This window comes from Halorubrum vacuolatum (assembly GCF_900188065.1).
GTDB lineage: Archaea > Halobacteriota > Halobacteria > Halobacteriales > Haloferacaceae > Halorubrum > Halorubrum vacuolatum.
Map to the genome: position 1 here is coordinate 136,429 of NZ_FZNQ01000003.1, position 25,837 is coordinate 162,265.

23 protein-coding genes are annotated in these 25,837 nt (G+C 66.6%); 10 read left to right on the top strand and 13 right to left on the bottom strand.

Annotation, left to right across the window (positions count from 1 at the left end):
- Nucleotides 1-3 precede the first annotated feature (3 nt).
- The 3 genes from CHB65_RS04805 to CHB65_RS04815 form a co-directional block, all read right to left on the bottom strand.
- Nucleotides 4-666 carry a DUF309 domain-containing protein gene (locus CHB65_RS04805; protein WP_089383921.1) on the bottom strand — a complete coding sequence of 221 codons (663 nt, stop codon included), beginning with the start codon at nt 664-666 and terminating at the stop codon, nt 4-6.
- Nucleotides 667-728: 62 nt separating this feature from the next.
- The gene (locus tag CHB65_RS04810; RefSeq protein WP_089383922.1) at nt 729-1,592 is read right to left on the bottom strand and encodes a TIGR01548 family HAD-type hydrolase; all 864 of its coding nucleotides are present in this window, start codon (nt 1,590-1,592) and stop codon (nt 729-731) included.
- 96 nt (nt 1,593-1,688) lie between these two features.
- The gene (locus tag CHB65_RS04815) at nt 1,689-2,249 is read right to left on the bottom strand and encodes a UPF0146 family protein (protein WP_089383923.1); all 561 of its coding nucleotides are present in this window, start codon (nt 2,247-2,249) and stop codon (nt 1,689-1,691) included.
- A 39-nt stretch (nt 2,250-2,288) separates the two neighbouring features.
- Here CHB65_RS04815 and CHB65_RS04820 point away from each other — a divergent pair, with 39 nt between their 5' ends.
- From CHB65_RS04820 to ygfZ, 3 genes are all read left to right on the top strand, one after another.
- Entirely contained in the window at nt 2,289-2,810 is a 522-nt protein-coding gene (locus CHB65_RS04820; RefSeq protein ID WP_089384050.1) for an archaemetzincin family Zn-dependent metalloprotease, read from the top strand.
- 158 nt (nt 2,811-2,968) lie between these two features.
- Entirely contained in the window at nt 2,969-3,268 is a 300-nt protein-coding gene (locus CHB65_RS04825) for a DUF6432 family protein (protein WP_089383924.1), read from the top strand.
- 79 nt (nt 3,269-3,347) lie between these two features.
- On the top strand, nt 3,348-4,499 hold the full coding sequence (gene ygfZ, locus CHB65_RS04830; RefSeq protein ID WP_089383925.1) for a CAF17-like 4Fe-4S cluster assembly/insertion protein YgfZ: 1,152 nt from the start codon (nt 3,348-3,350) through the stop codon (nt 4,497-4,499).
- Nucleotides 4,500-4,548: 49 nt separating this feature from the next.
- Here the strand turns inward: ygfZ and CHB65_RS04835 are convergent, their stop codons facing one another.
- Both CHB65_RS04835 and CHB65_RS04840 read right to left on the bottom strand, forming a co-directional pair.
- Entirely contained in the window at nt 4,549-5,289 is a 741-nt protein-coding gene (locus tag CHB65_RS04835) for a topoisomerase DNA-binding C4 zinc finger domain-containing protein (RefSeq protein WP_089383926.1), read from the bottom strand.
- A gap of 101 nt (nt 5,290-5,390) precedes the next feature.
- Nucleotides 5,391-7,733, bottom strand: coding sequence for a DEAD/DEAH box helicase (locus CHB65_RS04840; RefSeq protein WP_089383927.1), 2,343 nt, complete (start codon nt 7,731-7,733; stop codon nt 5,391-5,393).
- 140 nt (nt 7,734-7,873) lie between these two features.
- On the opposite strand from CHB65_RS04840, the gene CHB65_RS04845 reads away from it, so the two are divergent.
- The gene (locus tag CHB65_RS04845) at nt 7,874-8,497 is read left to right on the top strand and encodes a class I SAM-dependent methyltransferase (RefSeq protein ID WP_089383928.1); all 624 of its coding nucleotides are present in this window, start codon (nt 7,874-7,876) and stop codon (nt 8,495-8,497) included.
- A 100-nt stretch (nt 8,498-8,597) separates the two neighbouring features.
- Nucleotides 8,598-8,951, top strand: a complete 354-nt coding sequence (locus CHB65_RS04850) for a TRAM domain-containing protein (RefSeq protein WP_089383929.1) — start codon at nt 8,598-8,600, stop codon at nt 8,949-8,951.
- Nucleotides 8,952-9,269: 318 nt separating this feature from the next.
- Here the strand turns inward: CHB65_RS04850 and pepF are convergent, their stop codons facing one another.
- Complete coding sequence (gene pepF / locus CHB65_RS04855; protein WP_089383930.1) at nt 9,270-11,069, bottom strand: oligoendopeptidase F; 1,800 nt, start codon at nt 11,067-11,069, stop codon at nt 9,270-9,272.
- A gap of 74 nt (nt 11,070-11,143) precedes the next feature.
- Here pepF and CHB65_RS04860 point away from each other — a divergent pair, with 74 nt between their 5' ends.
- Nucleotides 11,144-12,304 (top strand): saccharopine dehydrogenase family protein, encoded by a 1,161-nt coding sequence (locus tag CHB65_RS04860; protein ID WP_089383931.1) that lies wholly within the window; start codon nt 11,144-11,146, stop codon nt 12,302-12,304.
- Here CHB65_RS04860 and CHB65_RS04865 read toward each other — a convergent pair.
- The 4 genes from CHB65_RS04865 to CHB65_RS04880 all read right to left on the bottom strand — a co-directional run bounded on the left by CHB65_RS04865 (nt 12,298) and on the right by CHB65_RS04880 (nt 15,431).
- On the bottom strand, nt 12,298-12,840 hold the full coding sequence (locus tag CHB65_RS04865; RefSeq protein WP_321166737.1) for a GNAT family N-acetyltransferase: 543 nt from the start codon (nt 12,838-12,840) through the stop codon (nt 12,298-12,300). The two genes, CHB65_RS04860 and CHB65_RS04865, sit on opposite strands and share 7 nt — an antisense overlap.
- A complete protein-coding gene (locus CHB65_RS04870; protein ID WP_089383932.1) occupies nt 12,837-13,346 on the bottom strand; it encodes a redoxin domain-containing protein in 510 nt (169 codons plus the stop codon). The genes CHB65_RS04865 and CHB65_RS04870 overlap by 4 nt, the downstream gene beginning before the upstream one ends.
- Nucleotides 13,343-13,552 (bottom strand): ubiquitin-like small modifier protein SAMP2, encoded by a 210-nt coding sequence (gene samp2 / locus CHB65_RS04875; RefSeq protein WP_089383933.1) that lies wholly within the window; start codon nt 13,550-13,552, stop codon nt 13,343-13,345. Before samp2 ends, CHB65_RS04870 begins: the two co-directional genes overlap by 4 nt.
- 61 nt (nt 13,553-13,613) lie before the next feature.
- On the bottom strand, nt 13,614-15,431 hold the full coding sequence (locus CHB65_RS04880) for a helix-hairpin-helix domain-containing protein (RefSeq protein ID WP_089383934.1): 1,818 nt from the start codon (nt 15,429-15,431) through the stop codon (nt 13,614-13,616).
- Between the two features lie 402 nt (nt 15,432-15,833).
- Between CHB65_RS04880 and CHB65_RS04885 the strand changes: the two genes are divergently transcribed.
- Genes CHB65_RS04885 through CHB65_RS04900 form a run of 4 tightly spaced genes read left to right on the top strand, consistent with a single transcriptional unit; the run spans nt 15,834 to nt 23,674 of the window.
- The gene (locus tag CHB65_RS04885; protein ID WP_089384052.1) at nt 15,834-17,909 is read left to right on the top strand and encodes a PrkA family serine protein kinase; all 2,076 of its coding nucleotides are present in this window, start codon (nt 15,834-15,836) and stop codon (nt 17,907-17,909) included.
- Nucleotides 17,896-20,268, top strand: coding sequence for a kinase anchor protein (locus CHB65_RS04890; RefSeq protein ID WP_089383935.1), 2,373 nt, complete (start codon nt 17,896-17,898; stop codon nt 20,266-20,268). The genes CHB65_RS04885 and CHB65_RS04890 overlap by 14 nt, the downstream gene beginning before the upstream one ends.
- Nucleotides 20,268-21,626, top strand: coding sequence for a DUF444 family protein (locus CHB65_RS04895; protein ID WP_089383936.1), 1,359 nt, complete (start codon nt 20,268-20,270; stop codon nt 21,624-21,626). Before CHB65_RS04890 ends, CHB65_RS04895 begins: the two co-directional genes overlap by 1 nt.
- Nucleotides 21,623-23,674, top strand: coding sequence for a SpoVR family protein (locus CHB65_RS04900; RefSeq protein ID WP_089383937.1), 2,052 nt, complete (start codon nt 21,623-21,625; stop codon nt 23,672-23,674). The genes CHB65_RS04895 and CHB65_RS04900 overlap by 4 nt, the downstream gene beginning before the upstream one ends.
- A gap of 18 nt (nt 23,675-23,692) precedes the next feature.
- On the opposite strand, the gene CHB65_RS04905 is transcribed toward CHB65_RS04900, so the two are convergent.
- From CHB65_RS04905 to CHB65_RS04915, 3 genes are all read right to left on the bottom strand, one after another.
- Nucleotides 23,693-24,343: a 30S ribosomal protein S7 gene (locus CHB65_RS04905; protein ID WP_089383938.1), complete on the bottom strand. Its 651-nt coding sequence runs from the start codon at nt 24,341-24,343 to the stop codon at nt 23,693-23,695.
- Nucleotides 24,340-24,768, bottom strand: a complete 429-nt coding sequence (locus tag CHB65_RS04910; protein ID WP_089383939.1) for a 30S ribosomal protein S12 — start codon at nt 24,766-24,768, stop codon at nt 24,340-24,342. Before CHB65_RS04910 ends, CHB65_RS04905 begins: the two co-directional genes overlap by 4 nt.
- 219 nt (nt 24,769-24,987) lie before the next feature.
- Complete coding sequence (locus tag CHB65_RS04915) at nt 24,988-25,758, bottom strand: DUF7537 family lipoprotein (RefSeq protein ID WP_089383940.1); 771 nt, start codon at nt 25,756-25,758, stop codon at nt 24,988-24,990.
- Nucleotides 25,759-25,837: the final 79 nt, after the last annotated feature.

A 25,837-nucleotide genomic window follows, 5' to 3' on the forward strand; every position in this document is an offset into this window, starting at 1 on the left:
TATTCAGAAGACCCCGGCGACGTCATCGCGCTCACGTTGCCGCCGCTCGACGCGGTCGGCGATCCGTGCGGCGATCTGCGGACGAGCGTCCGGCTCGCGGAGATATGCGAACGCGAGCTCGACGAGCGGGTCCGCACCGATCGACTCCTCCGAGCGCACGAACTCGCCGACCGCCTCCATCACCTCCTCGTCGCCGATCCCGGTCGCCTCCGCGGCCGCCGGGAGCGCCGCGAGCGTCGCTCCGGGCCCGAGGTCCTCGAATCCGACCGGCCGGTCGTCGATCCGAAGCGTCGGTGGATCGGCGGCTGCGGCGTCGTCCGGGTCCGCGGCGATCAGGCGACACCACGACCGGATCGGCTCCAGCTCGAGCCCTCGGTACCGATCGCCGAAGCCATCGAGGTAGCCGATCGCCCCCTCCGCGGTGCCGATCGCGCCGGAGTCATTTCCGGTTCGGGCGTGATGGGTCGCAGCCGCGAACTGGATAAGGCCGTGGAGCAACCGTTCGTCCTTACCCGCATCCAGCGGGAGCCACGTGGTTTCCCACGGCTCGTGGGCCGCGAGGTAAAACCCCTCGTTGAAGAGCGCGACGCCGGCTCGAACCGCCGGGTCGACGGCTGCCGTGGCGCGCCCCTCGGCGTGGGGGTCGCCTTCGGTCCGATCGCTCATACACGGGGTTCGGCCCCCGATGACAAAACCTGCCCGCCCGGGGACGATCGACCGTCCACGCCTCACGAAAGCAGATCGACCAACCCGTTTACGTCCGCTACAACCGCGTCCGCGGGGACGGCCGAAAACGCCTCACGGCCGGCTGCACCCCGTAGCCCGCCGGTGAGCACGCCGATCCCGTAATACACCCGTGTCTCGTCAGCGGCGTCCGCGTTGCGGGCGGTTTTCACGTCGTCGAGGGTGTCGCCCGCGAAGGCGACGCGATCGGCGCCGAACCGTTCCGCGAGGGTCACAAGCGCCCGTGGATGTGGCTTCCCCTCCTCCCAGTCGTCCATCGTGAACCGGTGTTCCGTGGGCACCTCGAGGCCGACACGGTCGAGGGCGATGTCGGCCTCCGCCGCGGGGCGGCCGGTGAGGACGCCGACGTCGAACCGCTCGGTCAGGTCCGCTACGGTGTCGGGATCGACGATCACCGGCTCGTCGTGGATGAAGCCCGGGGCGTCGAAGGCCGGCTCGCCGCCCTCCAGTTCGTGATACAACTCCGTCCCGAGATAGAGCGTCTGAAACACCTCGTGGAGGCGCTCTGTGTCCCACTGATCGCGAACCCGCGCCTGTGAAACGCTCGGCAGGTCGGCGACGACCTCCTTCGCCGCCGACAACCCGCCGCCGCCGTCGGCGATGGCGTCCGTGAACGCGTCGACCTCCATGCGGAGTCCCTCCCGTCGTGCGAGCACGTACAACGCGGCCGCGTAGGTCAGGTCCCAGTCGTTGTTGAACCCGCCGGCGTTTTTAAACGACTGGATCGCCTCGCGGTCGACGGTCTTCCCGCAGACCCGGTCGATCGACTCGATGATCGCTCGCCGGTAGGAGTCCGCGACGTCGACCAGCACTCCGTCGATGTCGAGTACGACTGCGTCGACCTGCATATACGTCCACCCGGACGGCGAAAAGAAAGAACGTTCCGGGTCACATCGAAAAGTAGTTGAACAATCGACATGTGGTGTGCCGGGGATCGGCTGCGATCAGTGGTCCGTGTGCGCACCGTTTCTCGGCCCTCGCGCGAGATACAGCGTCGTTCCGGGCCGTGTGAGCCGTCGGACGGGCACGACCGGCTGCTCGAAGCCGAGCGTCGTGAACAGACAGGCCGCATCGAGACGCTCAGCGAGCGTGACCGTCGGTTGCTGTAACTCGGCGGGGAGGTTACGGGCGTACACCGCATCGATCCCGTTGGACCGCCCTCGGATCGCTCCTCTTCCACCCGACCGCTGCGGATCGGGGTCCGCTTCGCGTATCGTCGGGGCCGCATCGAGCGCGGCGAGCGGGTCGTCGGCCCTCGCGAGCGCGACGACGTCCGCCCGTCTGATGTCCGATTTAGTTCGGGCGGATTCACGCGCTTTGCGGTCGTCCTCGGCACTGGGCCCGTCCCGCGTGACGGCGCCCGCGGCCACGTCGATGGCGACGACGGTCCGTCCACGTTCACGGAGTGCGACTGCGAGGTCGTCACGGACGCCGATCCCGACCTCGAGGAGACGCTCGTAGCGGGCGAGTTCCTGAATGAACGACCGGTGTATTTGGCTGACCACGGCGCGGGGTTTATGACCGCCGCGGTCAAAAACGGTTTCATGCTCGTGGACATCGTACCCGTGGGGGAGGTTCTCCCGCGCGTCAAACGGGAGGCTTCCGGTGCGCTGCGGTCGGTTTATGACTGTGATGTCACAGTCCACGACGACCAGCCGATCCCGGAGACCGCCTACGACGAGGGGCGCGGGCAGTACCGCGCCGAGGAGCTCATCGAAACGGTTTCACGCGTCGGGACGGGTGAAAAGAACATCGGGATCACCCCTCGCGATCTCTACTACCGCCGGCGTAACTACGTCTTCGGGCTCGCCTATCTGAACGGCAACGGCTCCGTCATCTCCACACACCGCCTCCGAACCTCCTCGGACGGTGGCATATCGACGAAGCCGGCCGCGGACGTCTTCGCGGACCGCGTGCGCAAGGAGGTCGTCCACGAGATCGGCCACACGCTCGGGCTCGAACACTGTGATAACTCCAAATGCGTGATGTCGTTCTCGCCGACCGTCCGTGAAGTCGACGTGAAAGAGGAGAACCTCTGTGGCTCCTGTTCGCGACTGCTTCGGTGAACCGTCGATCGGCGTGTTTTCGCTCCTTTTTTGCTCCCCGCCGTCTCGGTTCGGCAACCGTTTCGATCCTTGCCATCCCGTTTTCGTCCGCGTCGCGGTCGGTTTGGTCGTGTCCGTTCGCCGGTAGAGGTAAAGCCCGTCCGGTCCATGTACCGGATATGGCCGCGAAGCCGGAGTACCGTGATCGACCTGCTGTCCAGGTCGCGGTGCTCGACGCGCTCGTCGATCGCAACGAGGAGGGAATGACCGTCCTCGAGCTGCGGGCCGCCGTCGATGCGGACATCGACGCGATCGAGGAGGCGCTCTCGACGCTCAAAGCCGATTCGCTCATCACCGTCGAGAGCGACGACCGCGTTCGTGTCTACCCGGCCGATCGCGTCGTTCCGAACCCGGAGACGGACGGCGGTCCACCGAATACGGGGGTCATCGACGCGCTTCGGCGTCGTCTCGGGCTCTGACCGCGACGTTGGTGTCCTTGGGATCACGTATCAGCCCGCTTCCAGCGTCCTTTTTGGGCCTCCACGACACCGTTCACGTATGAGTCTCGTCTCCGACGCCCACGACGCTCACGGCGCGCGCTACCGCGACCGTGGCGGCCGTCGTGTCGTCGATCACTACGGGAAGCCGCAACGGGTGGGAAAGGCGGTCCGAAACGTCGTCGGCGCCATCGAGATGGGCTATGGCGTGCTCGTCGTCACCGGCGATGACCGTGTCGAGTTCGTCGACAACGCCGTCTCAAACCGTGTCCCGGACACGGACGGGCGGGGCACGTACGCCTTGCTTCTCGATCCACAGGGTGGCATCGAGACGGACATGTACGTCTACAACGCCGGCGAGCGGCTGCTCGTCTTCTGTCCACCCGAACGGACCACCGCCGTCCGTGACGACTGGTCGGGCAAGGTCTTCATTCAGGACGTGACGATCCGCGACGCCTCCGATGAATTCGGCGTGTTCGGCGTTCACGGCCCCAAATCGACCGAGAAGGTCGCATCCGTGCTCAACGGTGCGGGGGCCCCCGAGGAGCCGCTCACGTTCGTACGCGGCTCGATGGTCGATGCGGGCGTGACGGTCATCGCGAGCGACAATCCACTCGGCGAGGAGGGCTATGAGATCGTCTGTGCGGCCGCGGACGCCCCCGACGTCTTCGATACGCTGCTTACCCGGGGACTCAACGCCGCTCCCTTCGGGTACCGGACGTGGGACGCGCTCACGGTCGAGGCCGGCACCCCGCTTTTCGAACACGAACTACAGGGGAACATCCCGAACGTGCTCGGGATCCGCAACGCGCTCGATTTCGAGAAGGGCTGTTACGTCGGGCAGGAGGTGGTCTCCCGGGTCGAAAACCGCGGTCGGCCGAGCCGTCGGCTGGTCGGGCTCACGCTTCCCGGCCTCCACGATGCCGTCGCCGAGGTCGATGGCGACGCGGATCCCGACGGCTACGACGACATCCTCCCCGATGCCGGTGCGGCGGTCTTCGACGGCGACGAGGCGGTCGGCGAGGTCACCCGCGCCGCCGTCGGACCTGCAACCGGCCATCCACTTGCGCTCGCACTTGTCGACTTCGGGATGTCCCCGGAGGGACTCACGGTCCGTCTCGACGGCGAGGAGACGCCAGCGACACGGGCCGATCTCCCGTTCATCGAGGGAAGTGCCCGGTCGCTTCGAGTGCCGACGTATCCTGAGGGATAGCCGCGTCGCTGGGCGCGCCACTGCCTCCATCGTATCCATGTCCTGTGGTTCACTGCGGGCCCTCCGGACACGTCCCGTCGAGACACCGCCGGCCGGTTGCCGTCTCGACGATCGCGAGCCCGCAGTCGCAGTCGTCGACGACGACCCCGTTCGGGATCGAGACGGTCGTCTCACAGACGGGGTGGCGATCACAGCCGAGGAAGACGCGTCCGGGTGCGGACTTGACGCGAAGATCGGATCCACAGTCTGGACAGTCCCAGACGCGGTCGAACCGTTCCTTCACGGCCGCCTCAAGCGGATCACACGCCGCGTTTAGACACAGGTGAAACGGCTCGCCGCGCTCGACGCGGATCTTCGGGAGCCCGCATTCCCCGCACGTCGAGTCCGTCACGCTCGCACCCGCGGGCAGCCCCCATCGGCTTTCACAGTCGAGACAGACGACGTCGCCGTGTGTCCGCACGAGCGGTCCGCCGTCGTCCGGGCAGGTTCCGACCGGCACGCCGGCTTCCGTGACGGGCAGCCCACGGGCGGCCGTCGCCACCTCGGAGACGATCCGAATCGTCCGGCTGCCGTCCCGGGCGCTGACGGTAAACCCGTCCCCGTCGCCCTCGACGACGACGGATTCGGGACGGGTGAGCCAGGCGACGGGCTGGTAGCCGTCGGCGTCGTGAACGAGCGTGGTATTGTCGGGCTTGATGAGGACGACGACGTGACCGCGATGTGTGCGGACGCGGTCGCCGCGTTCGGTCACGATGCAGTCGCCGGCGAGGACGCGGAGGCGTTCGGGCATGCGCCGGATTGGCCTCGGCTTCCGATTTAAGCGGTTGCGTGCTCAGTCGTGGACGCTCACACGTCTTCGAGGCGGAAGCCCGCGACTTCAGTCGTGGACGCTCACGTAATCCGTACGGTTCGGCTCGCTCGAACCGGCATGAGCGGCAGCTCCGGAAAGGTGACCTCAACGATGAACTCGAGTTCCTCGGCCGTCGGCGTGCCGAACACGCCGACCGGCAGGGTCGTCTCGCCGTCGAGGTAGGTCGCCTCCGTGCTCATCTCGACATCGTTGACCGTGACGCGGATCCCGACGCGGGCACCCCCGTCGACGTTGCGGACGGTCACCTCCCGCAGATCGTTCTCGCCGACGGCGACCGTCTCGGGGAACGACCCCCACTCCACCTCGATTCGTGGGCACTCCGCGGCCGCCGCGACGACGCGCTCGGCGACGGACTCGCTTAGCCCCACCTTCGTCAGTGCACCGGTCCCAGCGTCGACGACCGACACCGGCGAGGTGAAGCCGGCCCCTGCGAGCCGCTCCGCCCGTCCCGCACCGACACCGTCGATGGCGGTAAGCGCGACGGCGTCGCGATCGATCCCGTGTTCGACACGTGCCTCGACGCGGCAGGCGAGGTTGGCCGCCCGCGGCCCCGACAGCCGGTCGAGGAACTCACGGAGCGCGGCGATCAGCCGAAGTGCGTTCTGTCGGATCACCCACGCGTCCGAGCGGAGATCGCTCGGGATCGAATCCGCCATCCCCGCGATGAGGATGGCGAACACCTTCCGGTGGCCGCCCTCCAAGGCCGTCTCGTGGTCCTCCAGGATCCGGTCGACGGCGTCCGCTTCGGCGGCCCGTGCGGAGACCGAGTCGAACTCGCCCGCGCCGGCGACGGCCTCCAGGATCGAATCGACCGTCAGCCGGTCCCGGTTCGCGAGCGCCTCGAACCGTTGCGCCGTATCGAGCCGCAGATAGTACTTCGAGGCGAGCCGCCCGAGCGTCGTCGGCTCGATGGCGAGCTTCTCGTCGGCCGCGACGAACCCGTCCTCGACGAGCGATCTCACCGTCCCTCGGACGCGTTCGCGGATCCCCTCGAAGTCGTACGCCTCGGGCTTCGACTCGGCCCTGACGTAGTAGAACGTCGTCTCCAGCCACGCCATGACGTCCTCCAGCCCCTGAATGGTGCCCATCGCGACCTCCGCGTTGAGGTGGGCGGCCAGCTCGCCGGCGAGTCGCGATTCGATCTCCTTTCCCTCCCGGAGCAACCGACGGTAGCGGTCCGCGTCGCTTCGGTCACAGACGACCCAACCGTAGCCGACGTCGTCGTAGCCGGGTCGACCCGCCCGCCCGAGCATCTGGAGGACGTCGAGCGGGGAGATGTCCGTCTCGCCCTCCAGTGGGTCGTGATACTTCGTGTCGCGGATGATCACACAGCGGGCCGGGAGGTTCACCCCCCACGCGAGCGTGGAGGTCGAAAAGAGGAGCTTGATCCGCCCTTCCTTGAACCACTGCTCGACGCGGTCGCGGTCGCCCTTCCCGAGCCCGGCGTGGTGGAACCCGACCCCGTCGAGGACGGACTGTCTGAGCGTGTCGTTCGATAGTTCGGCAGCGTCGGTGTGGAAGTCGTAATCGCCACGGGTGTCGACGGGGATGTCCCGGTCGGTGATCTCGTCGCGCGCCTTCTTTGCGGCCTGCACGGTGTCCTGACGCGAGGAGACGAAGACGAGCGCCTGACCGTCCTCGCGAACGTGCGGCTCCGCGAGGTCGAGCGCGCGGTAGAGCCGCCGATATTTGTCGGCGAAGGCGTTCGAGCCGTGGGTGTACGTCTTCACGCCCGTTTCGAGATCGACGGGTCGGTAGTCGTCGCCGAACTCGTAGGTCGTCTCCGCGGGCGCGTCGAGCCACGCCGCGACGTCCTCCACGTTCGGCATCGTCGCCGAGAGCGCGACGATTCGGGGGTTCTGGAGGCGTCGGAGCCGCGAGATGGTCACCTCCAGGACCGCGCCGCGTTTGTCCGAGTCGAGCAAATGGACCTCGTCGATCACGACGCAATCGATGTCGGTGATGAACGAGTAGCGCGTCGAGTCGTGTTTGCGCGTCGCGCTGTCGGCCTTCTCCGGTGTGGTCACGAGCACGTCGGCGCGCTCGGCACGCCGGGGGTTGAGGTCGCGCTCGCCTGAGACGACGTAGACGGAGTAGCCGAGTTCCTCGAACCGCTCCCACTCGCTTTCCTTCTCGTTGGTGAGCGCGCGAAGCGGCGCGATGAAGAGCGCGGTCCCGCCCTCCGAGAGGGTCTTACAGATGGCCAACTCGGCGAGGGCGGTCTTTCCCGAGGCCGTCGGCGCGGAGGCGACGACGTTGTGGTCGGTCTCCAAGAGTCCGGGAAGCGCCTCCCGTTGCATCCGGTTGAACTCCTCGAAGCCGAACGCCGCCGCGAACTCCGGCACCGCCTCCGCGACCTTCACGGCACACCACGCCCGGAACTGGCTCGCATTATTCGAGCTCCGGGGCTTCGGGGGCAAAGGCGTTTCTCATCCGGCCGTCGTGGGGGAGTCGCCGCCGATCGGCACGTAGGTTCAACACGCCGGCCCCCGAGAGGTCGACCGTGACCGACGACCGGAGGCGGTGGAACGAGAAGTACAGCGCTGACGACGACTTCGAACTTCCCGAGGATCCGATCCCCGAACTCGCGAGACGGATCGACACGCTCCCCGACGGCCGCGCGCTTGACGTCGCGACCGGTACCGGACGCAACGCGCGCTACCTCGCCGCCCACGGCTACGACGTGGAGGCCGTCGACGTCTCCGATGAGGCGCTCACGCAAGCACGCGAGCGTGCCGACGCACAGGGCGTCGCGGTCGAGTGGATCCGTGCCGACCTTTCCGATCCCGACTTCGAGGTCGAACCGGACGCCTACGACCTGATCACGGTGAGTTTCTTCGCCGCGCTCGACCTGCTTCCGGACCTCAAGGAGGCGCTCGCGCCCGGCGGGGTCCTGATATATGAACACCACCTCCGAACGAGCGATCCGGTCGAGATCGCCCCCTCGAACGACCGGCATCGCTACCGGTCGAACGACCTCCTGCGGGCGTGTCTGGACCTGACGATCCTCGGGTACGAGGAGCGCCGCCGCACGGTCAACGACGGCACCGCGGCGGTCGCCACGCTCGTCGCGCGCAACTCCGGCGGCGGCGCGCAGTCGTATCCGGCGTTTTCGGGGGACCGCTAACGCGTCACGCTCGACCGTCGCCCGTCTCCGACCACCGAGTCCGCCCCGTTCGGCACATCGGGACCGACCGATTCAACTTCACCCCGTCCGAGAGGCGCGCATGGAACTCGTTTTCGTCGCCGCCGCGGGGGCCGTCGTGCTTCTCGGGTTGCTCCTCGTCGTCCGTCGACTCCGGGGACCCTCAGAGTCGGCCAAACGGTCGAAAAAAGCCCACGAGGCGGCACAGGAACGCGACCCGCCCGTGGAGATCGGTGAGACGTATACGTTCGGGGTGATCGAACTCACCGACCATCACTCGGGCAAGGAGGTCGCCGTCGGAAAGGTCGAGGGGTTCGTCGTCTTCGTCGAGGGAATCCCAAACGACATCGGCGAGGGCGACGTGATCCGCGCGAAGGTGCTCTCGTTCAACCAGGGGCGCACGTCGGCGGACGCGACGTTCGTCGAGCGGGGATGACGATTATTTATAAGCGATCGGACGATACGGTGGCGCGCCCGGCGAGCGCCTTTTAAGGGCGTTCGCCGGAGCGCGAGGTCGTCGGATTACATCCGACGGCTTGGAAATCGGAGATTTCCAGTGGAGTTGGCGGTGGCGACCGTAGGGAGCCGCCGCCAACGAGGCTGGGGAGGCGTGAGGTGCGGTTGCGGTTGTATGCTGGAGGATACTCCATCTGTGTTCAGCATCGGTTCCCCTGACGTCGTTTATGAACTGCCGGCTGGTGTATTTAAATACCCAATTCCCGCTTGGTATCACCGTTAGTGGAGCCACTCCTCGCTATTCGAGGTCCAACAACGACGCAACTTCATCGAGGTAGCCATCGTAGACATCGATGGCGGCCTCGATCGGCTCCGGTGAGGCCATATCGATGCCGGCGCGTTCGACGACCTCAAGCGGGTACGCCGACCCGCCCGCGCGTAGCATCTCCCGGTAGTCGGCGGCGGCCGTCTCGCCTTCGGCCTGGATCCGCTTCACGATGGCCGCGGCCGCCGAGATTCCGGTCGCGTACTGGTAGACGTAGAAGTTGTAATAGAAGTGCGGGATGCGCTGCCACTCGCGCTCAATGCCGCCGGTGAGTTCGGCGGGTTCGTAGTAGGCCCCCTTCAGCGCCGCGTACTGCTCGTCGAGGACGTCCGGGGTGAGCGCCTCGTCGTTTTCGATCCGCTCGTGGATCTCCGCCTCGAAGGCCGCGAACATCGTCTGGCGGAACAGCGTCGAGCGGAAGCGTTCGAGATACTCATCGAGCACGTGCGTCCGGAGCGTCTCGTCCTCGAGGTTCTCAAGCAGGTAGTGGGTGAGCAGCGTCTCGTTGACCGTGGAGGCGATCTCCGCGACGAAGATCTCATACCCCGCGTCGTGCCACGGCTGCGTCTCGCCGGCCAGCTCCGAGTGCATCGAGTGCCCGAGCTCGTGCGCGAGCGTGAACATCGAGGCGATGTCGTCCTGGTAGTTCATCATGATGAACGGCTGGGTGTCGTAGGTCCCCGAGGAGAACGCGCCGGAGCGCTTCCCGCGGTTCTCGTACACGTCGACCCACCGCGAGTGAAGCCCCTCGGCCATCCGGTCCTGATACGCCTCACCGAGCGGCTCGACGGCCTCGATCACCCACTCGACGGCCTGATCGTACTCGACGTCCGGGCCCTGATCGCCGGTGAGCGACATGTAGAGGTCGTGGCTCTCCAGGGTGTCGACACCGAGCGCCCGCCGTTTCAACTCCGCGTGCCGGTGGAGCACGTCGAGGTTGTCGCCGACGGTGTCGACGAGGGTGTCGTACACCTCGACGGGGACGTTCGGGCCGTGGAGGGCGGCCTCCCGGGCGGAGTCGTAGTCACGGAGTCGGGCGCTGATGACGTGCTCGCGCACCGCCTTCTCCAAGGCGGTCCCGACCGCGTTTCGCACCGACTCCCACTCCTCATAGAACGTCTCGTGGACGCGACGGCGGAACTCGCGGTCCGGGTCCGTCTGGAGCTTCGTGAAGTTCGCCTGGCTGATCTCGATCTCCTCGCCGTCGGGATCCTCCACGATCCCGTAGGTGAGGTCCGCGTTGGTGAGCATCGAGTAGATCTCGCTCGGCGCGCTCGTCACCTCCGAAAGCTCCGCGAGGACCGACTCCACCTCCGCCGAGCGCGTGTGCGGCGCGGCTCGGAGGACGTCATCGAGGTAGTGTTCGTACTCCGCGAGGCCGGGTTCCGACTCGACGAGCGCCTCCACGTCGGCCTCGCTCAGCGTCTGCAGCTCCGGTTCGAGATAGGAGATCGCGCTTGCGGCCTCCGAGCGGAGCGACGAGGCACGCGCCGACATCGCCTGGTACGTCTGGTTGCGGGTGTCCTCCGCGCTGCGAAGTTGGGCGTAGACGGCGACCTGGCCGATCTCGCGGAACACGGCCTCCCGAAGCTCCAGCAGCTCGAGCAGCGTTTCGGCATCCTCCGTGACGCGTCCCTCGTACGCCCGAAGCTCGTCCACTCGGGGGGCGACGGCCTCGAACGCCGCCTCCCATGCGTCGTCGTCCGCGAAGACGCTCGAGAGCGACCACGTATATTCGTCGTCTATCGCCGATCGCTCGGGAACTACACTCATATCCTTCCCTGGATCCGCCGACCACTAAGGCTTACGCGCGGCGGCGATTTGAAGGAGCGAGCGGTCCGGGACACATGGAACGGAAGACGGTCCGCCCGGCGACGACAACGCCCAAGGTCGGGGGCGACGTGGATCCGTCCGTGACCCTCCTCATCTATGGCGCGTACGGCTACACCGGGGAGTTGATCTCGCGGGCTGCCGTCGACCGCGGACGCAGTCCGATCCTCGCCGGCCGTGACGGCGACCGACTCCGGAAACTCGGACGGGAGTTGCGGGCGGACGTCCGCGAGTTCGACCTCTCAGTTCCCGAGTTCGTCGCCGAGAGTATCCGTGACGTCGATCTCGTGTTGAACTGTGCGGGCCCCTTCGTCGCCACCGCCGACCCTCTCGTCGACGCCTGTCTCGAAACCGGGGTCGACTACCTCGACGTCACCGGCGAGTACGCGGTGCTCGCGGCGATCGCCGACCGAAGCGCGGAGGCGGCAGCCGCCGACGTCACCCTGCTGCCGGCGGTCGGTTTCGACGTCGTCGCCACGGACTGTCTCGCCGCGGACCTCGTCGAGCGCCTTCCGGAGGCGACGACGCTCGTATTGGGCGTCGAAGCCACCGGCTCGATCTCGCGCGGGACCGCCCGAACCGGCGTTCGTGGCCTCGGTGTCGGGCCTCGCATTCGCCGAAACGGTGACTTGGTTCGGCCCGACGACGGCGCCCGAGCGCGACGGCTCGATTTCGGCCGGGGGGAACGACCCGCGCTCGCCGTGGCGTGGGCCGACCTCGTCACCGCGACGCACACGACAGGCATCGAGAACGTGGCCGTCTACGTCGCGCTCGACCCGTTCACCATGCGGGCGGTTCGGTTCACCCGACCGTTGACGCCGCTCCTCCGGACACGGCCGGTGCAGTGGCTGCTCGACCGGATGGCCGCCGCGCGTTTCGAGGGGCCGAGTCCCGCCGAGCGGGAGCGTTCCGAGATGTTCGTCTACGGCGAGGCGTGTACGGCGTACGAGGCGTGTCTGGGGGGCGCTGAGGGACACGGCGGCCCGCGGTCGGACGGCGACCGGATCGTTGCCCGCCTTCGGACCCCCGACCCCTACGACGTGACGATCGAGACGGCGCTCGCGGCCGTCGAACGGGTCGCAGCCGGCGATGCGCCCGTCGGATTCACTACCCCGGCCGGTGCGTTCGGCCCGTCGTTCATCGATGTCGTCGATGGGGTGGAGCGTCTCGATCACTGACTGGCATCACCGGTCGTCCACTCCGCATACAGGTGGCTTTCTTCACTGTCCTTCGATGCTTCCCCCGGCTGTTCATTCACGATAGCGAACCCAAGATCCGTATAAAAAGCCATCAGTGACGGGTCGAACGTCGCGGTGATCCGGCCGACCGTGGGCTCGCTCGCGAGGGTTCGAACCGCCCTCGCGACGAGCGTCGATCCGATCCCCCGTCCCCGTCGCTCACGGCGGACCGCGACCGCCTCGATCGCTGCCTCGCGGGGACCGGGACGCTCGATCGTGAGCGCCCCGACGACGGTATCGGTCGATTCGATTCGGGCGACGAACACGTCGCCGGCGTCGATGCGCTCGTCGAGACTGTCCACGTCGATCTCAAGCATCGCCGCATCGACGATCCGGAGCACGTCGAGCCGATCCCTCGGTGTGGCGACGGCGATGAGGAACCCTTCTGGAGCGTGCGTCGCCTCCGGCCGATGCTCCTTCGGTTGGTCATCCTTCGGTCGGTTCCCCTTCGACTCCCGCGATCGTCCCGGCTTCACGCGAACTTCCCAACCTCCGCGAGCAGCTCGTCGATAGTGGGCCGATCGTCGGCGGTTCGACCGGCGTGGCGCCACAGCTCCCGTGGCTCGTCCCGCAGGTCGAGCAGGACCACGAGCGGCATGCGACCGAGCAGGTCGATCCGTTTCCCGAGTGCCCCGAGCCGCGTCGGCTGTCCGTAGCGGTCGGCGACCGCGCTGTCGGCGTCGGCGAGCACCGGATGCGGCGCGTCCCGCCGCTCCGCCCAAGCGACGGCGCGTGAGCGCGGCTCCGGAAGGATGGCTATCACCTCGGCGTCGCGCTCCCGAAATGCCCCGTACCGACGGGCGATCCGGGCGGCTTGGCGTCGACAGTTTCCACAGCGCGCATCCCGGTGAAAGAACACGACCGCGAGGCTCGCCTCCGTCGCCGAGAGCGTGAACGGATCGGGGCCGACCCCGCCGTTCGGGAGGGTAAAATCGCGGTCGGCAGTCGCCGTTTCGCCATCATCGCTTCGCTCAGCGTTCACGCGGGTCCACCGCCCTTTATAAGCCGGAGGAGTGTGACCCGCTCCGCGTCGACCGTGCGGTCGCCGGGGACGGGCGTGCCGTCGACGAGGATCGACGCCTCCTGTGGATGATAGCCGGCCGCCCGGATCAGGTCCGCATAGGTCGCGTCGGGCTCGACGGTGTACTCGCGTGACTCCTCGCCGACGACCTCCACCGTCACGTCCATGCGGTGGCTACTCGCCCGATCCGGATTATTCGCTCGGATCGGCTGTCCGTCCATTCCCCGTTCACCTGAAGAACGCCCGCAGCTCCGCCGGCGAGCGCGCGTTGAGCACGTCGGCGCGCTCGGCCCACCCGCGGCGTGCGGTGTGGACCCCATAGCGGACGTGTTCGAACTCCCGTGGGGTGTGCGCGTCGGTGTTGATGGCGATCGTCGCCCCGACCTCGATGGCGGCCCGAACGGCGGTTCCGTCCGCATCGAGTCGCGCGGGATTGGCGTTCACCTCGATGGCGGTGTCGGCCGCGGCGGCTGCCTCCGCGATCCTCTCCATGTCCGGGGCCATTCCCTCACGGCTGTTGATGATCCGGCCCGTCGGATGCCCGAGGATGTCGACCTCGGGATGTTCGACCGCGCGCACGAGCCGTTCGGTGGCGGCGTCCGTGTCCACATCGAGCGCCGAATGCGGCGAGGCGACGACGAGGTCGAGCTCGGCGAGCGTCGCGTCGTCGGTCGTGATCGCACCGTCGGCGTCGATGTTGGCCTCGATGCCGTGAAACACCTCGATCGGGGCGTCGTCGGCGACGTCGGCGACGGCCTCCGCCTGGGCCTGTATCTCGTCCTCCCCGAGCCCGACGTTTCCAAGGATTCCGGGCCCCGCCGCGTGGTCGGTGACGGCATGGAAATCATGGCCGCGATCGGCTGCGGCGGTGACCATCTCCTCGATGGAAAATCCCCCATCGGACCAGTCGGTATGCGTGTGGAGGTCGCCGCGCACGTCACCCTCCTCGATGAGGGCGGGCAGCGTCCCGTCCCCGTCGTCCGCGGCCGCTTCGACCTCGCCCGTGTCCTCGCGCAACTCCGGGGGCACGTGCTCCATCCCAAGCGCCTCGTAGACGCCCGGCTCGGTTTCGCCGGCGATCCGCTCGCCGACTCGCTGGTCCCCGTTCGGGCCGTCGCCGTCCGGGTCGTTGACGTCCGGGTCGTCGTCGTCCGGATCGTCGCCGTCCGCGTCCTCGACGGCCGAGACGTCGAAGACGCCGTATTCGTTCACCTTGAGCCCGCGATCGATCGCGCGATTGCGGACCGCCACGTTGTGCTCCTTCGACCCGGTGAAATACTGGAGGGCCGCGCCGAACTCGGTGACGTCGACGACGCGGAGGTCGACCCGGGTGCCAGCGGCCCGGACGCTTGCCTTGATCGTGCCGGCCTCGATGACGGCATCGGCACCCCCCCAGTCGGTGAACGCCTCGACGACCGCCTCGGTCTCGTCGCTCGCGACGAGCACGTCGACGTCGCCGATCGTCGCCTTCCAGCGGCGGATCGACCCGCAGACTTCGGCCTTCGCGACCGCGTCGTGGGCGGCGAGATGTGCGAGCGCGTCGTCGGCGACGGGGCGCGCGTCCCCGAGGCGCGTCCGCTCGCTCGCTTCGCGTGCGAACTCGATCCCGTCGAGGATGTTCCCCTCCGTCTTCGCACCGAACCCCTTCACCGACCGGATCTCGCCCGCTTCCGCGGCGGCTTCGAGCTCATCGAGGGTCGTGATGCCGCGCTCGCGATACAGCGTCCCGACCGTCTTCGGCCCGACGCCCTCCACGCGTGTGAGCGCGACGATGTCGACGGGCATCTCCTCGCGAAGCTCCTCCAACTCCGCTATCGTCCCCGTCTCGACGTATTCGACGACCTTTGCGGCGATGGCGTCGCCGACGCGGTCGATCTCTGCGACCGCGTCCGGCCCCTCCCGTGCGAGCGCCTCGACCGGGGCTGGGTGGTCGGCGACGTTCTCGGCCGCGCGCCGATAGGCGTTCGGCTTGTACTCGACGCCCGTCGCCTCGAGGAGGTCGGCGAACTCGGAGAGGTGGGCCGCGATCTCGTCGTTTCGGCTCATTGGGTTGGTTTCGAGTGCACGATATATATACTTCCGACCGGCACATCGGTCAGATGGATGGATGACGCTCCGCCGGCGGTCGCTTCACTATTGATCATTCAGGACTATTTAAATCCCTCCCGACGATTCAACGTTCAGTCGACGGAATCGCCCGACTGTGTCCGATCGGTACCGTTCAGGATGTGATCACGGCCGATAACTTTATGTGTGACAATCCCTGCCATACTCACATCCACGGTTACGGGCCGGGACGACGACCTCACGCGAGTTGGTTCCCGACGGTATGTTGTTGTGAACGCGGCAGGCGGCGTGACGACGGCACGATGAGCCGCTGCGCTCCCACCGCTGTCAGATGGACGTGTCGTTGGCGTCCCGCGACCCGCCCGGGACCCGGTGACCACCATGACAGACAGACAAACGCTCGAACGACTCAGCGAACGGTACCGTGCTACCGTTCCGGACGACCTGCGGACCGCGCGCTCGTTCGATTGGTACCTCGACGAGCTGTATGCGGACCCACATATCGCGCGGAACGCCCATCAACGCGTCGCGGATATGTTCGACCACTACGGCACACGTTACGACGAGGATCGAGGCGTCGTCGAGTACGCGCTCGCCGCGGACGACCCGATCCATGACGGCGAGAACGTGTTTTACGGCCGAGAGATCCACGAGGCCATCCACGAGTTCGTCAACAAGGTGAAATCCGGCGCTCGCGGACTTGGCCCCGAAAAGCGGATCAAGCTCCTCTTGGGCCCCGTCGGCTCCGGAAAATCCCACTTCGACTGGCTCGTCCGTCGCTACTTCGAGGCGTACACCCGCGAGGAGGCCGGCCGAATGTACACCTTCCGGTGGACGAACCTCACCTCGGTCATCGACGACCAAGACCCGAGCGACGACGTCGTCCGTTCGCCGATGAATCAGGATCCCCTCGTGTTGTTGGCGAAACCACAGCGGGCGGCCGTGCTCGCGGACCTCAACGAGCGGCTGGACGCGCCCTACACCCTCCGCAACGACCAGCACCCCGACCCGGCTTCGGAGTTCTATCTCGACGCGCTGTTGGCCCACTACGACGACGACCTCGCGGCCGTGATCGACGGGCACGTCGAGGTCGTCCGGCTCGTTGCCGACGAGAACCGCCGCGAGTGTATCGAGACGTTCGAGCCGAAGGATAAAAAGAATCAGGACGAAACGGAACTCACCGGCGACGTCAACTACGCCAAACTCGCCGTCTACGGCGAATCCGACCCCCGCGCGTTCGATTACGCCGGTGCGTTCTGTAACGCGAACCGCGGTCTCTTCTCCGGCGAAGAGCTGTTGAAACTCCAGCGGGAGTTCCTCTACGATTTCCTCCACGCCTCACAGGAGGCGACGATCAAACCGAAGAACAATCCCCGGATCGATATCGATCAGGTGATCGTCGGCCGGACGAACATGCCCGAGTACCGCGAGAAGACGGGCGATGAGAAGATGGAGGCGTTCAACGACCGAACCAAACGGATCGACTATCCGTACGTCTTGGAGTACGAAAGCGAGGCGAAAATCTACGCGAAGATGCTCGCGAACGCGGACGTGCCGAACGTCCACGTCGAGCCACACACGTTGAAGATGGCGGGGCTCTTCGGCGTCCTCACCCGGATCGAGGAGCCGACCGACGGGACCGTCTCGCTTCTTGACAAAGCGAAGGTATACAACGACGAACTCGAGGACGAAGAGATAGACGTCCGAAAGCTGCGCGAGGACGGCGAAGCCACAGCCGACATCGGCGAGGGGATGGACGGGGTGTCAGCGCGGTTCATCGGCGATGAGATCGCCGAGGCGATCATGGACGCGACCCACCGCGACCGAACCCACCTCTCGCCGCTTTCGGTCTTCGACCATTTCGAGGCGAACCTCGGCGGGCACGGCTCGATCGCTGCCGCCGACCTCGGTCGCTACGAGCAGCTGCTTGAGACGGTTCGTGAGGAGTACCGCGAGCGTGCCATCGAAGACGTCCGTCACGCGCTCGCGTACGACGTCGACGAACTGCGTCGACAGGGCGAAAAGTACATGGACCACGTGATGGCGTACATCGACGACGCGACCGTGGACGACGAGCTGACCGGCCGTGAGACCGAGCCCGACGAGACGTTCCTCCGGGCGGTCGAAGAGCAGCTCGACGTCCCCTCCGACCGGAAGGACGACTTCCGTCAGGAGGTCTCGAACTGGGTCTCCCGCCGTGCCCGCGAGGGACGCGGGTTCGATCCACAGGAGAACGACCGGCTCCGACGCGCCTTAGAGCGGAAGCTCTGGGAGGACAAAAAACACAACATCAACTTCTCGGCGCTCGTCTCGGCGACCGACCTCGACGACGAGGAGCGGAGCGCGTGGGTCGATGCGCTCATCGACCGGGGCTACTCCGAGGCCGGTGCCGCCGAAGTGCTCGAATACGCGGGCGCGGCCGTCGCCCGCTCGGAGATCGAAGATGGCGGGAGCTGATCGGTCCCCCGACGGGGAGACGTTCCTCGCGGACGCCGACGAGACGGTTCGTCGTGCCTATGATCCACCGATGGGTCTCTCGGCGTACGTCGATCACGTCCTCGAAAACCCGCTCGCAGCCGCCTCCGCCGCCGGCTACGTGCTCGCGGCTATTGAGTCCGCGGGCACGCGCGAGGTGCGCGAACGGGGTAAGCGGCTAACGCGATACCGGTTCTTCGATGACCCGTACAACGACGGTGAACACGCCGTGCTGGGCAACACCGCCGCGCTCAACGGCTTCGTCGATGACCTTCGAGCCGCCGCAGCCGGCCGCGGCAATGACGAGAAGATCGCGTGGATCGACGGGCCGACCGCGACGGGGAAATCGGAGTTCAAACGCTGTCTCGTGAACGGCCTCCGGGAGTTCTCGCGCACGGATGCCGGGCGACGCTACACGCTCGAGTGGAACGTCACCGGCGCCGGGACCGACCGCTCGCTGTCGTACGGCAGCGGCGGCGACGCCGGCGCGTGGTACCGGAGCCCGGTTCGAACGCCGCCGCTTTCGGTCTTTCCCGACGAGGTCCGCGAGCGGATCGTGGCCACAGTGGACGACGCGACCGACGCCGAACCGGTTCCGATCCCCGTCGATGTCGACCTCGATCCGTTCAGCCGGGAGGCGTACGAGGGGCTCGAATCGATCTACCGCGAGGAGGGTCACCGAAACGTCTTCTCCGCGGTCACCGACCGCGATCACCTCCGCGTGACGAGCTACGTCGTCGACGAGGGATCCGGTGTCGGCGCGTTACACGCCGAGGACGACGGGACGCCGAAGGAACGGCTCGTCGGCTCGTGGATGGGTGGGATGCTGCGAGAGCTGGACTCACGCGGTCGAAAGAACCCGCAGGCGTTCAGTTACGACGGCGTTCTCTCACAGGGCAACGGCGTGCTCACCGTCCTTGAGGACGCGAGCCAGCACGCTGACCTCCTCAGACGACTCCTCAACGTCCCCGACGAGCGCCGGGTGAAGCTCGATAAGGGGATCGGCATGGATGTCGACACCCAACTCGTCGTTATCTCCAATCCCGACCTCGATGCCGAGCTCGATCGACACGCGGATCTGGACGGCGCGGATCCGTTGAAGGCGCTCAAGCGGCGGCTTGCGCGCCACGAGTTCCGGTATCTCACCGACAGACGTCTGGAGACGGCACTGCTCCGACGCGAACTCGCCGGCGAGACGGCGATCAGGACGGCCGACGATCCTCCCGATGCCGACGCCATCGACGAGCGCGTGCGAGCGCCGTTGACCCTCTCCGTTCGCGAACGTGACGGGGCGCTTCAGGAACGGGAGCTCGCGCCGCACGCACTCGGTGCGGCCGCGCTCTATGCGGTCGTTACCCGGCTCGCGATCGACGATCTCCCCACGGACATTGACCCGCTTGAACAGGCCCGGATATACGAGGTCGGCGAGGTTCGCCGTGGGGACGACCGGCTCACCGTCGATGACCTCCCGATGGAAACCGACGACGGTCGGACCGGTATCCCGGTAACGTATACGCGTGACGTGATCGCTGACCTCCTCGGCGCCGACGCCGACCGAAGCCACCCGGAACTACCGGTCGAACGGGTGATCACGCCCACCGACGTCCTCGATGCGATGGCTGATGGATTGGCCGACGCACCGGTCTTTTCTCGCGCCGAAGTCGCGGAGTTCGAGGGCCGAAAGGCAGCCGTCGTAACATGGGTCCAGAAACGGCAGCGGTCCGAGGTGTTCGACGCGATCCTCGCGGCCGAGACCGTCTCACCGGAGACGGTCGCGGAGTACGTCGAGCACGTCTACGCGTGGGACGCCGGCGACCCGGTCGAGACCGAACGTGGGCCGGTCGAACCCGACGCGCTCGCGATGAAGGTGTTCGAAACCGAGACGCTTGGGCGGTTCACCGACGACGACTATCGTGGCACGCAGCCGACCCACGCGGTCGCGACGTTCCGCCGCGAGCAGGTGATCCGCGCGCTCACACGGTATGCCTGGCGAAACCGCGATGAGGGATTCAATATCGAGCACGTCGATCTGACCGAGATCCCCGAACTCAAGACCGTCCTCGAATCGAACGACCTCGTGGATGTCAAACGGCGGTTTCCGGCGCTCGATCCCCACGAGTGGGCCGACCCGCCGGCGAACACCGAGACCGCCCGTGTGAAAGCCGCGACGATCGACCGGCTGACCGATCGTGGCTACAGCGAGGCCTCAGCCGAACTCACGAGCCGAGCGGTGATGAACGATGTCCGTGCGGAGTGGGACGGGCTCGACACCGACGGTTCCGACGGATCTGAGGGACGTACACGACGTGACCGGTCCGACGACGATGGGGGTGACCGCTGATGGGTATCACCCGTGACCGGAAACGGTTCCGTGAGGTCGGCGAGCAACGCCGCGAGGACCTCGCCGAGTTTATCAGTCACGGTGACCTCGGCGGCTCGGGTCCCGATCGGATCCGGATCCCGATCAAGCTCGTCGACCTTCCGGAGTTCGTCTACGACCGCCGTGAGGCCGGTGGCGTCGGCCAGGGCCAACAGGGGCAACCCCAGCCCGGCCAGCCGGTCGACCCACAGCCCGGCGATGGCGACGAGGACGGCGACCCCGGCGAGGAGGGTGGCGAGCACGAGTACTACGAGATGGATCCTGAGGAGTTCGCCGCGGAGCTGGATGAGGCGCTCGGGCTGGATCTCGACCCGAAGGGCAAACGCGTGACCGAGGAGGTCGAGGGCGACTATACCGATGTCGCCCGCGCGGGCCCCCGCGGGACCCTCGACGTCGACGAGTTCTTCAAACGAGGGCTGAAACGCCATCTCGCGACCGACTTCGACGGCGACTACGTCCGCGAGGGTCTCTTCGTCGCCGACGCGGACGTGGATGACGTGTTCACGTGGGCGCGGACGAAACGGATCCCCGTCTCCCGAGCGTGGATCGTCGACGCCGCTGCCGAGCTTGAGACGGAACTCGAAACCCCCACGTCGGCACTTGACCGGTGGGAGAGCTTCGACGAATTGGAACGGGAGCTGCAGATGGAGCCCGCACACGCTCGTATCGGCCGTGAGGGCTTCAGGACGGTTCCGTTCCGGCGCGAGGACGAACGCTTCCGCCATCCGGAGATCATCGAGAGACGCGAGCGTAACGTCGTCGTGATCAACGTTCGTGACGCCTCCGGATCGATGCGTGAAGCGAAACGTGAGCTCGTCGAGCGCGTGTTCACCCCGATGGACTGGTACCTCACCGGCAAGTACGACGAGGCAGAGTTCCGGTACATCGTCCACGACGCTGACGCGTGGGAGGTCGACCGCGAGGAGTTCTTCGGGATCCGTTCGGGCGGTGGCACCCGGATATCCAGCGCATACGCGTTGGTCGCGGAGATACTTGAGGAGTATCCCTTCGCCGAGTGGAACCGCTACGTCTTCGCCGCCGGTGATTCCGAGAACTCCGGCACCGACACGGCCGACTCCGTCATCCCGATGATGGAATCCATCGAGGCCAACCTGCACGCCTACGTCGAGACGCAGCCTGGCGGCAGCGGACCGAACGCCCGTCACGCCGACGAGGTCGAACGGGCGCTCGGCGATGCCGACAACGTCGCCGTCGCACGCGTCGGTGGCCCCGAAGACGTCACCGACGCGATCTACGAGATACTGAGTACGGAAGACGGTGCGGAGGCGACTTCGGAGCCACGCGAGGTGTCCCCATGAGGGACGGCCGACTCGACGCGAAACGGGAGGCGGCAACCCTTGCGGAACCCGCACGGGAGGCCCGGGCACTAGCCGAGCGGCTCGGGCTGACGCCGTACCCGGTCCGCTACTGGGTAGTCGATCACGACGAGATGAACGAACTCATCGCGTATGAGGGCTTTCAGCGGCGCTACCCGCACTGGCGCTGGGGGATGAACTACGAGCGGCAACACAAATCGGATCGCCATGGGCTCGGAAAGGCCTTCGAAATCGTCAACAACGACGATCCGGCCCACGCCTTCCTTCAGGAGTCGAATACGACCGCCGATCAGAAGGCCGTGATCACCCACGTGGAGGCACACGCCGACTTCTTCGCGAACAATCGCTGGTTCGGACTGTACGCCAGTCGCGGCGAGGACGGGCCGAACGCCGCGGCGCGGCTGGCGCGTAACGGCGACAAGCTCGCGGCGATCATGGCCCGCTCCGATGTCGACCGCGACGACGTCGAACGACTGATAGATGCCGTGAGTTCCCTGTCGGACACCATCGATCAGCACCGACCTGTCGACGCCGCTCGAACCCGACCCGACCCCACCGATGGCACCGGCATGGCCGCGGACGAGTCGCTCGCGACGATCCGTGAACGGATCGACGACCTTGACCTCTCCGAGTCGGTCCGTCGTGAGGTCTTCGATGAGGAGTGGCTCGACGCACAGGAGCAGGACGCCGATGTCGCCGAACCCCGTCCGGACGTCCTCGCGTACCTCCGCGATCACGGCAAGCGTTATGATCCGGAGGGGGGCAAGGCGGTCGATCGCGAACCGTGGGAGACGACGGTCATCGATGCGATCCGCGAGGAGGCGTACTACTTCGCCGGCCAAAAGCTGACCAAGGTGATGAACGAGGGGTGGGCGACCTACTGGGAGTCGATCATGATGGGCGGTGAGGGGTTCGCCGGCCCCGACGAGTTCCTCACCTACGCGGACCACATGGCTCGCGTCCTCGGCTCACCCGGGCTCAACCCCTACAAACTCGGCTTCGAGCTGTGGACACATATCGAACGGCTCACTGCCCGCCGAGACGTGATCGACCGTCTGCTTCGCGTCGAGGGGATCACCCCCGAGACGTTTCACTCACGGGTCGACCTCGGGGAGATCACCGAGTCGCTCGCGCCGCACCCCGCGATCGCGGGTGCCGGACCAGCCACGCTCGATGCGCTGGCCGACCTCGCGAGGGCGAACGATCCTCGCGTGGATGCGGATGCCGTCGATCGAGCGCTCTCGGTGCGGACCGGCGACCGAGACCCCGCTCATGGCCCGGACATCGAGCGTTATCCATGGAAACTGCTCACCTTCGAGGGGCTTGCCGAACGCCACTACGTGCTCTCGCGACCCGAACACTGCGGCGCACTCAGGGCCGTCTCACGGGCAACACTGCAGGAGCGTGCCCGCTACATGTTCGATGTCGACCGCTATCCGACCGTGGAGGCGGCGCTCGCCGACGTCGACAGGACCGCTCCGTGGCGCCGACTCTTCGAGGTCCGTGAGAGCCACAACGACGTCACCTTTATCGACGAGTTCCTCACCGACGAGTTCGTCCGCGAGGGGAACTACTTCACCTACGAGTACAGCCGGGCTGGCGATGAGTTCCGCGTCGCCAGCGTCGACGCCGAGGACGTCAAACGCAAACTGTTGTTGCGGTTCACCAACTTCGGCAAGCCAACCATCGTCGTCCTCGATGGCAACTACGGAAACCGCGGTGAACTGCTCTTAGGTCACCGATACAATGGCGTCGCGCTCGATGAAACACAGACAAAAGCGGCGCTCGAACGCGTCTTCGAGCTGTGGGGGCGGCCGGTCCATCTCGCGACGATACGGACGGAGTACACGGAGGAGGCCGTCCGGCGGGCCCGTCGTCGGGGTCGTGAGCCAACCGGCCGGGAGGTCGGCGTCCGGTTCACGTATGACGGCGAGGAGTCGACGGAGCACGAACTTGAGAAGTCGATAGCGGATCAGATCGCCGCCGAAACGGTGGATTACGACACGAAGCCGGACGAGTGGCTCGCGTAAAAAAGCGGGCGGACGCGGTCAGCGAGCGGCGGCGGCGACGCGCTCGCGCTCCTCCTTCTGCGAGATGGAGTACGTCTGCACGTCGTAGTCGGCGGCGGCGATCAGCTCGCGTGCGAGCGCCTCCGCGGCGGGCGTGGAGGATTTAAACGTCGCGTTCGCGACGCCGTCGGAGATGAACAACAACGCCTGATCGACGCGGCGCTGGGGCGCGACGTCGACCGCCTTCGGGACCGAGATCCCGCCGTATTTCAGGCGGACGGTCTCCTCGCGCGGTGCGGCGTTCTCGATCGCCGTCACGAGCACCTGCACCGGGTTCTCCTCGGTGCGCTCGTGAATGATGTCGAAGGCGTCCCGCACGATCCGGGTCGCCTGCTGTTTCTTGCCGGTGTTCTCCTCGGTCTGCATCAGGCGGTTGATGAGCCGCTCGACGACGCTTATCTCGGACTTTTTGAACTGCTTCGAGGCGTGACGGCCCATCGTGTGCGCGATGGGGGTCACGTTCATATATCGCTTCGTCGAGGGGTCCGCGTAGCTGATCTCAGAGACGTCCCAGACGCCGAACAGCTTCGCGTTCTCGGTGGCCTCGTCGCTCGCGGCGGGTGCGTCCGGGTCCGGCTCGTCGGCCACGGGCTCCGCCTCGGCGTCGACCTCGGCTTCCTCCCCGCTCATCGGACCGGTTTCTCCGCGTTTCCGCGCACCAGTTCGATCATCGAGACGCCGTTCACCTTATCAACTTTGTAGTTGACGCCGGAGAGGTCGCCCATCGCACGACCCTTCGCGCCGCCGATCCCGGCGATGGTGACCTCGTCGTGCTCGTCGATGAACGAGATGGCCCCGTCGCCCGGACAGAAGGCGGTGACCTGTTTGCCGTTTTTGATCAGCTGAACGCGGACGCACTTTCGGATCGCCGAGTTCGGCTGCTTTGCCTCGATCCCGACCTTCTCTAAGACGATCCCGCGGGCCTGCGGAGCGCCTTCGAGGGGGTCGGACTTCTTTTTGAGCCCGCGCTCCCTCCGAGCGTACTCGGAGTCGGACCAGCGTCGTTTCTGCCGGTCCTGTTTGAGCTTCCGGGCGGCATATTTGCCGTTCGCCATGTGAGTTGACTTTCCGACGGAGCTACTTAAGCATCCCTCTTTGGCTCCCGAAAAACGGCCTCAGATCCGCCGAGAGGTACCTCTCCGGCGATCTGAGAGGGTTTCACACGAACAAACGAGGGACGCTCGTGACCGTTGAGCCGATAAGCCGCGCGGAGAGGGCGTCGTTGTACGGCCGGACCGCCCCTGAAGACCCCTTCGACGTTCCGGTCGATCCGATCACGCCCGCATGTCGGTGACCCACTCCGGTTCCTCGATCGTGGTTTCGCCGATCCCCTCGAAGGCGATATCGACCTCGACGATTGCCGCTTGCCCGTCGTGTTCTCCCTCCCACTGCTGCTCGAGCAGTCGGACGACCCCCGCTCCCGTTACCAGCATCGTCGCCGTCGCCTCGTCGACGGTTTCGGGGATCCCCGCATCGCCTGTGAACGAATCGGCATCGAGATGAACGGCAGGGTGGCCGTCGATCTCGGCGGCCCGATCGACGACGCGCATGTTCCAGCCGCCGACGCCGCGAACCCCGGTGGTCGCTTCGATCTCGAACTCCCTCGTGAAGAACGCGTCCGGCCGGTCGATCGACCACCGATCGGTGGTTGCGTTTTCGCCCCATCGCTCCCGCCGGAACGCCGCCGACCCGTCGACGTACACCTCGAACACCTCCCGCTCGTCGCCCCCGCCCATTTCCTGTCGGAGATACTGCCGCTGCCGTTCCGACTCGAAGGCGGCCTCGTACTCCTGGGAGGGAAGCCACCGGCTCGGTTCCGTCCCCCCGTCGTGTTCGGTCTCTGCTGTCGAGAACAGCTCGAAGCTTCCGGCCGTCTCCAGCGTTTCCGCATGCGTCGTCGACAACCGCTCCGTATCGAGGGTCTCCCCATCGAGCCAATCGACATCCCCGACCGTTTCGTCGGTCCGCGCCGTCGGTGCTGCACAGCCTGCGAGTACCCCGGCAGTACCCGCCCCGAGGGTGGCAAGTAGCGTTCGTCGGTGCATGCGGCGCGAAGGCCGTGCGATAATAAATAGTATCCGGAGCGATCGTCCGAGCCCACCCCGCCCGACGTCGATGATCGGA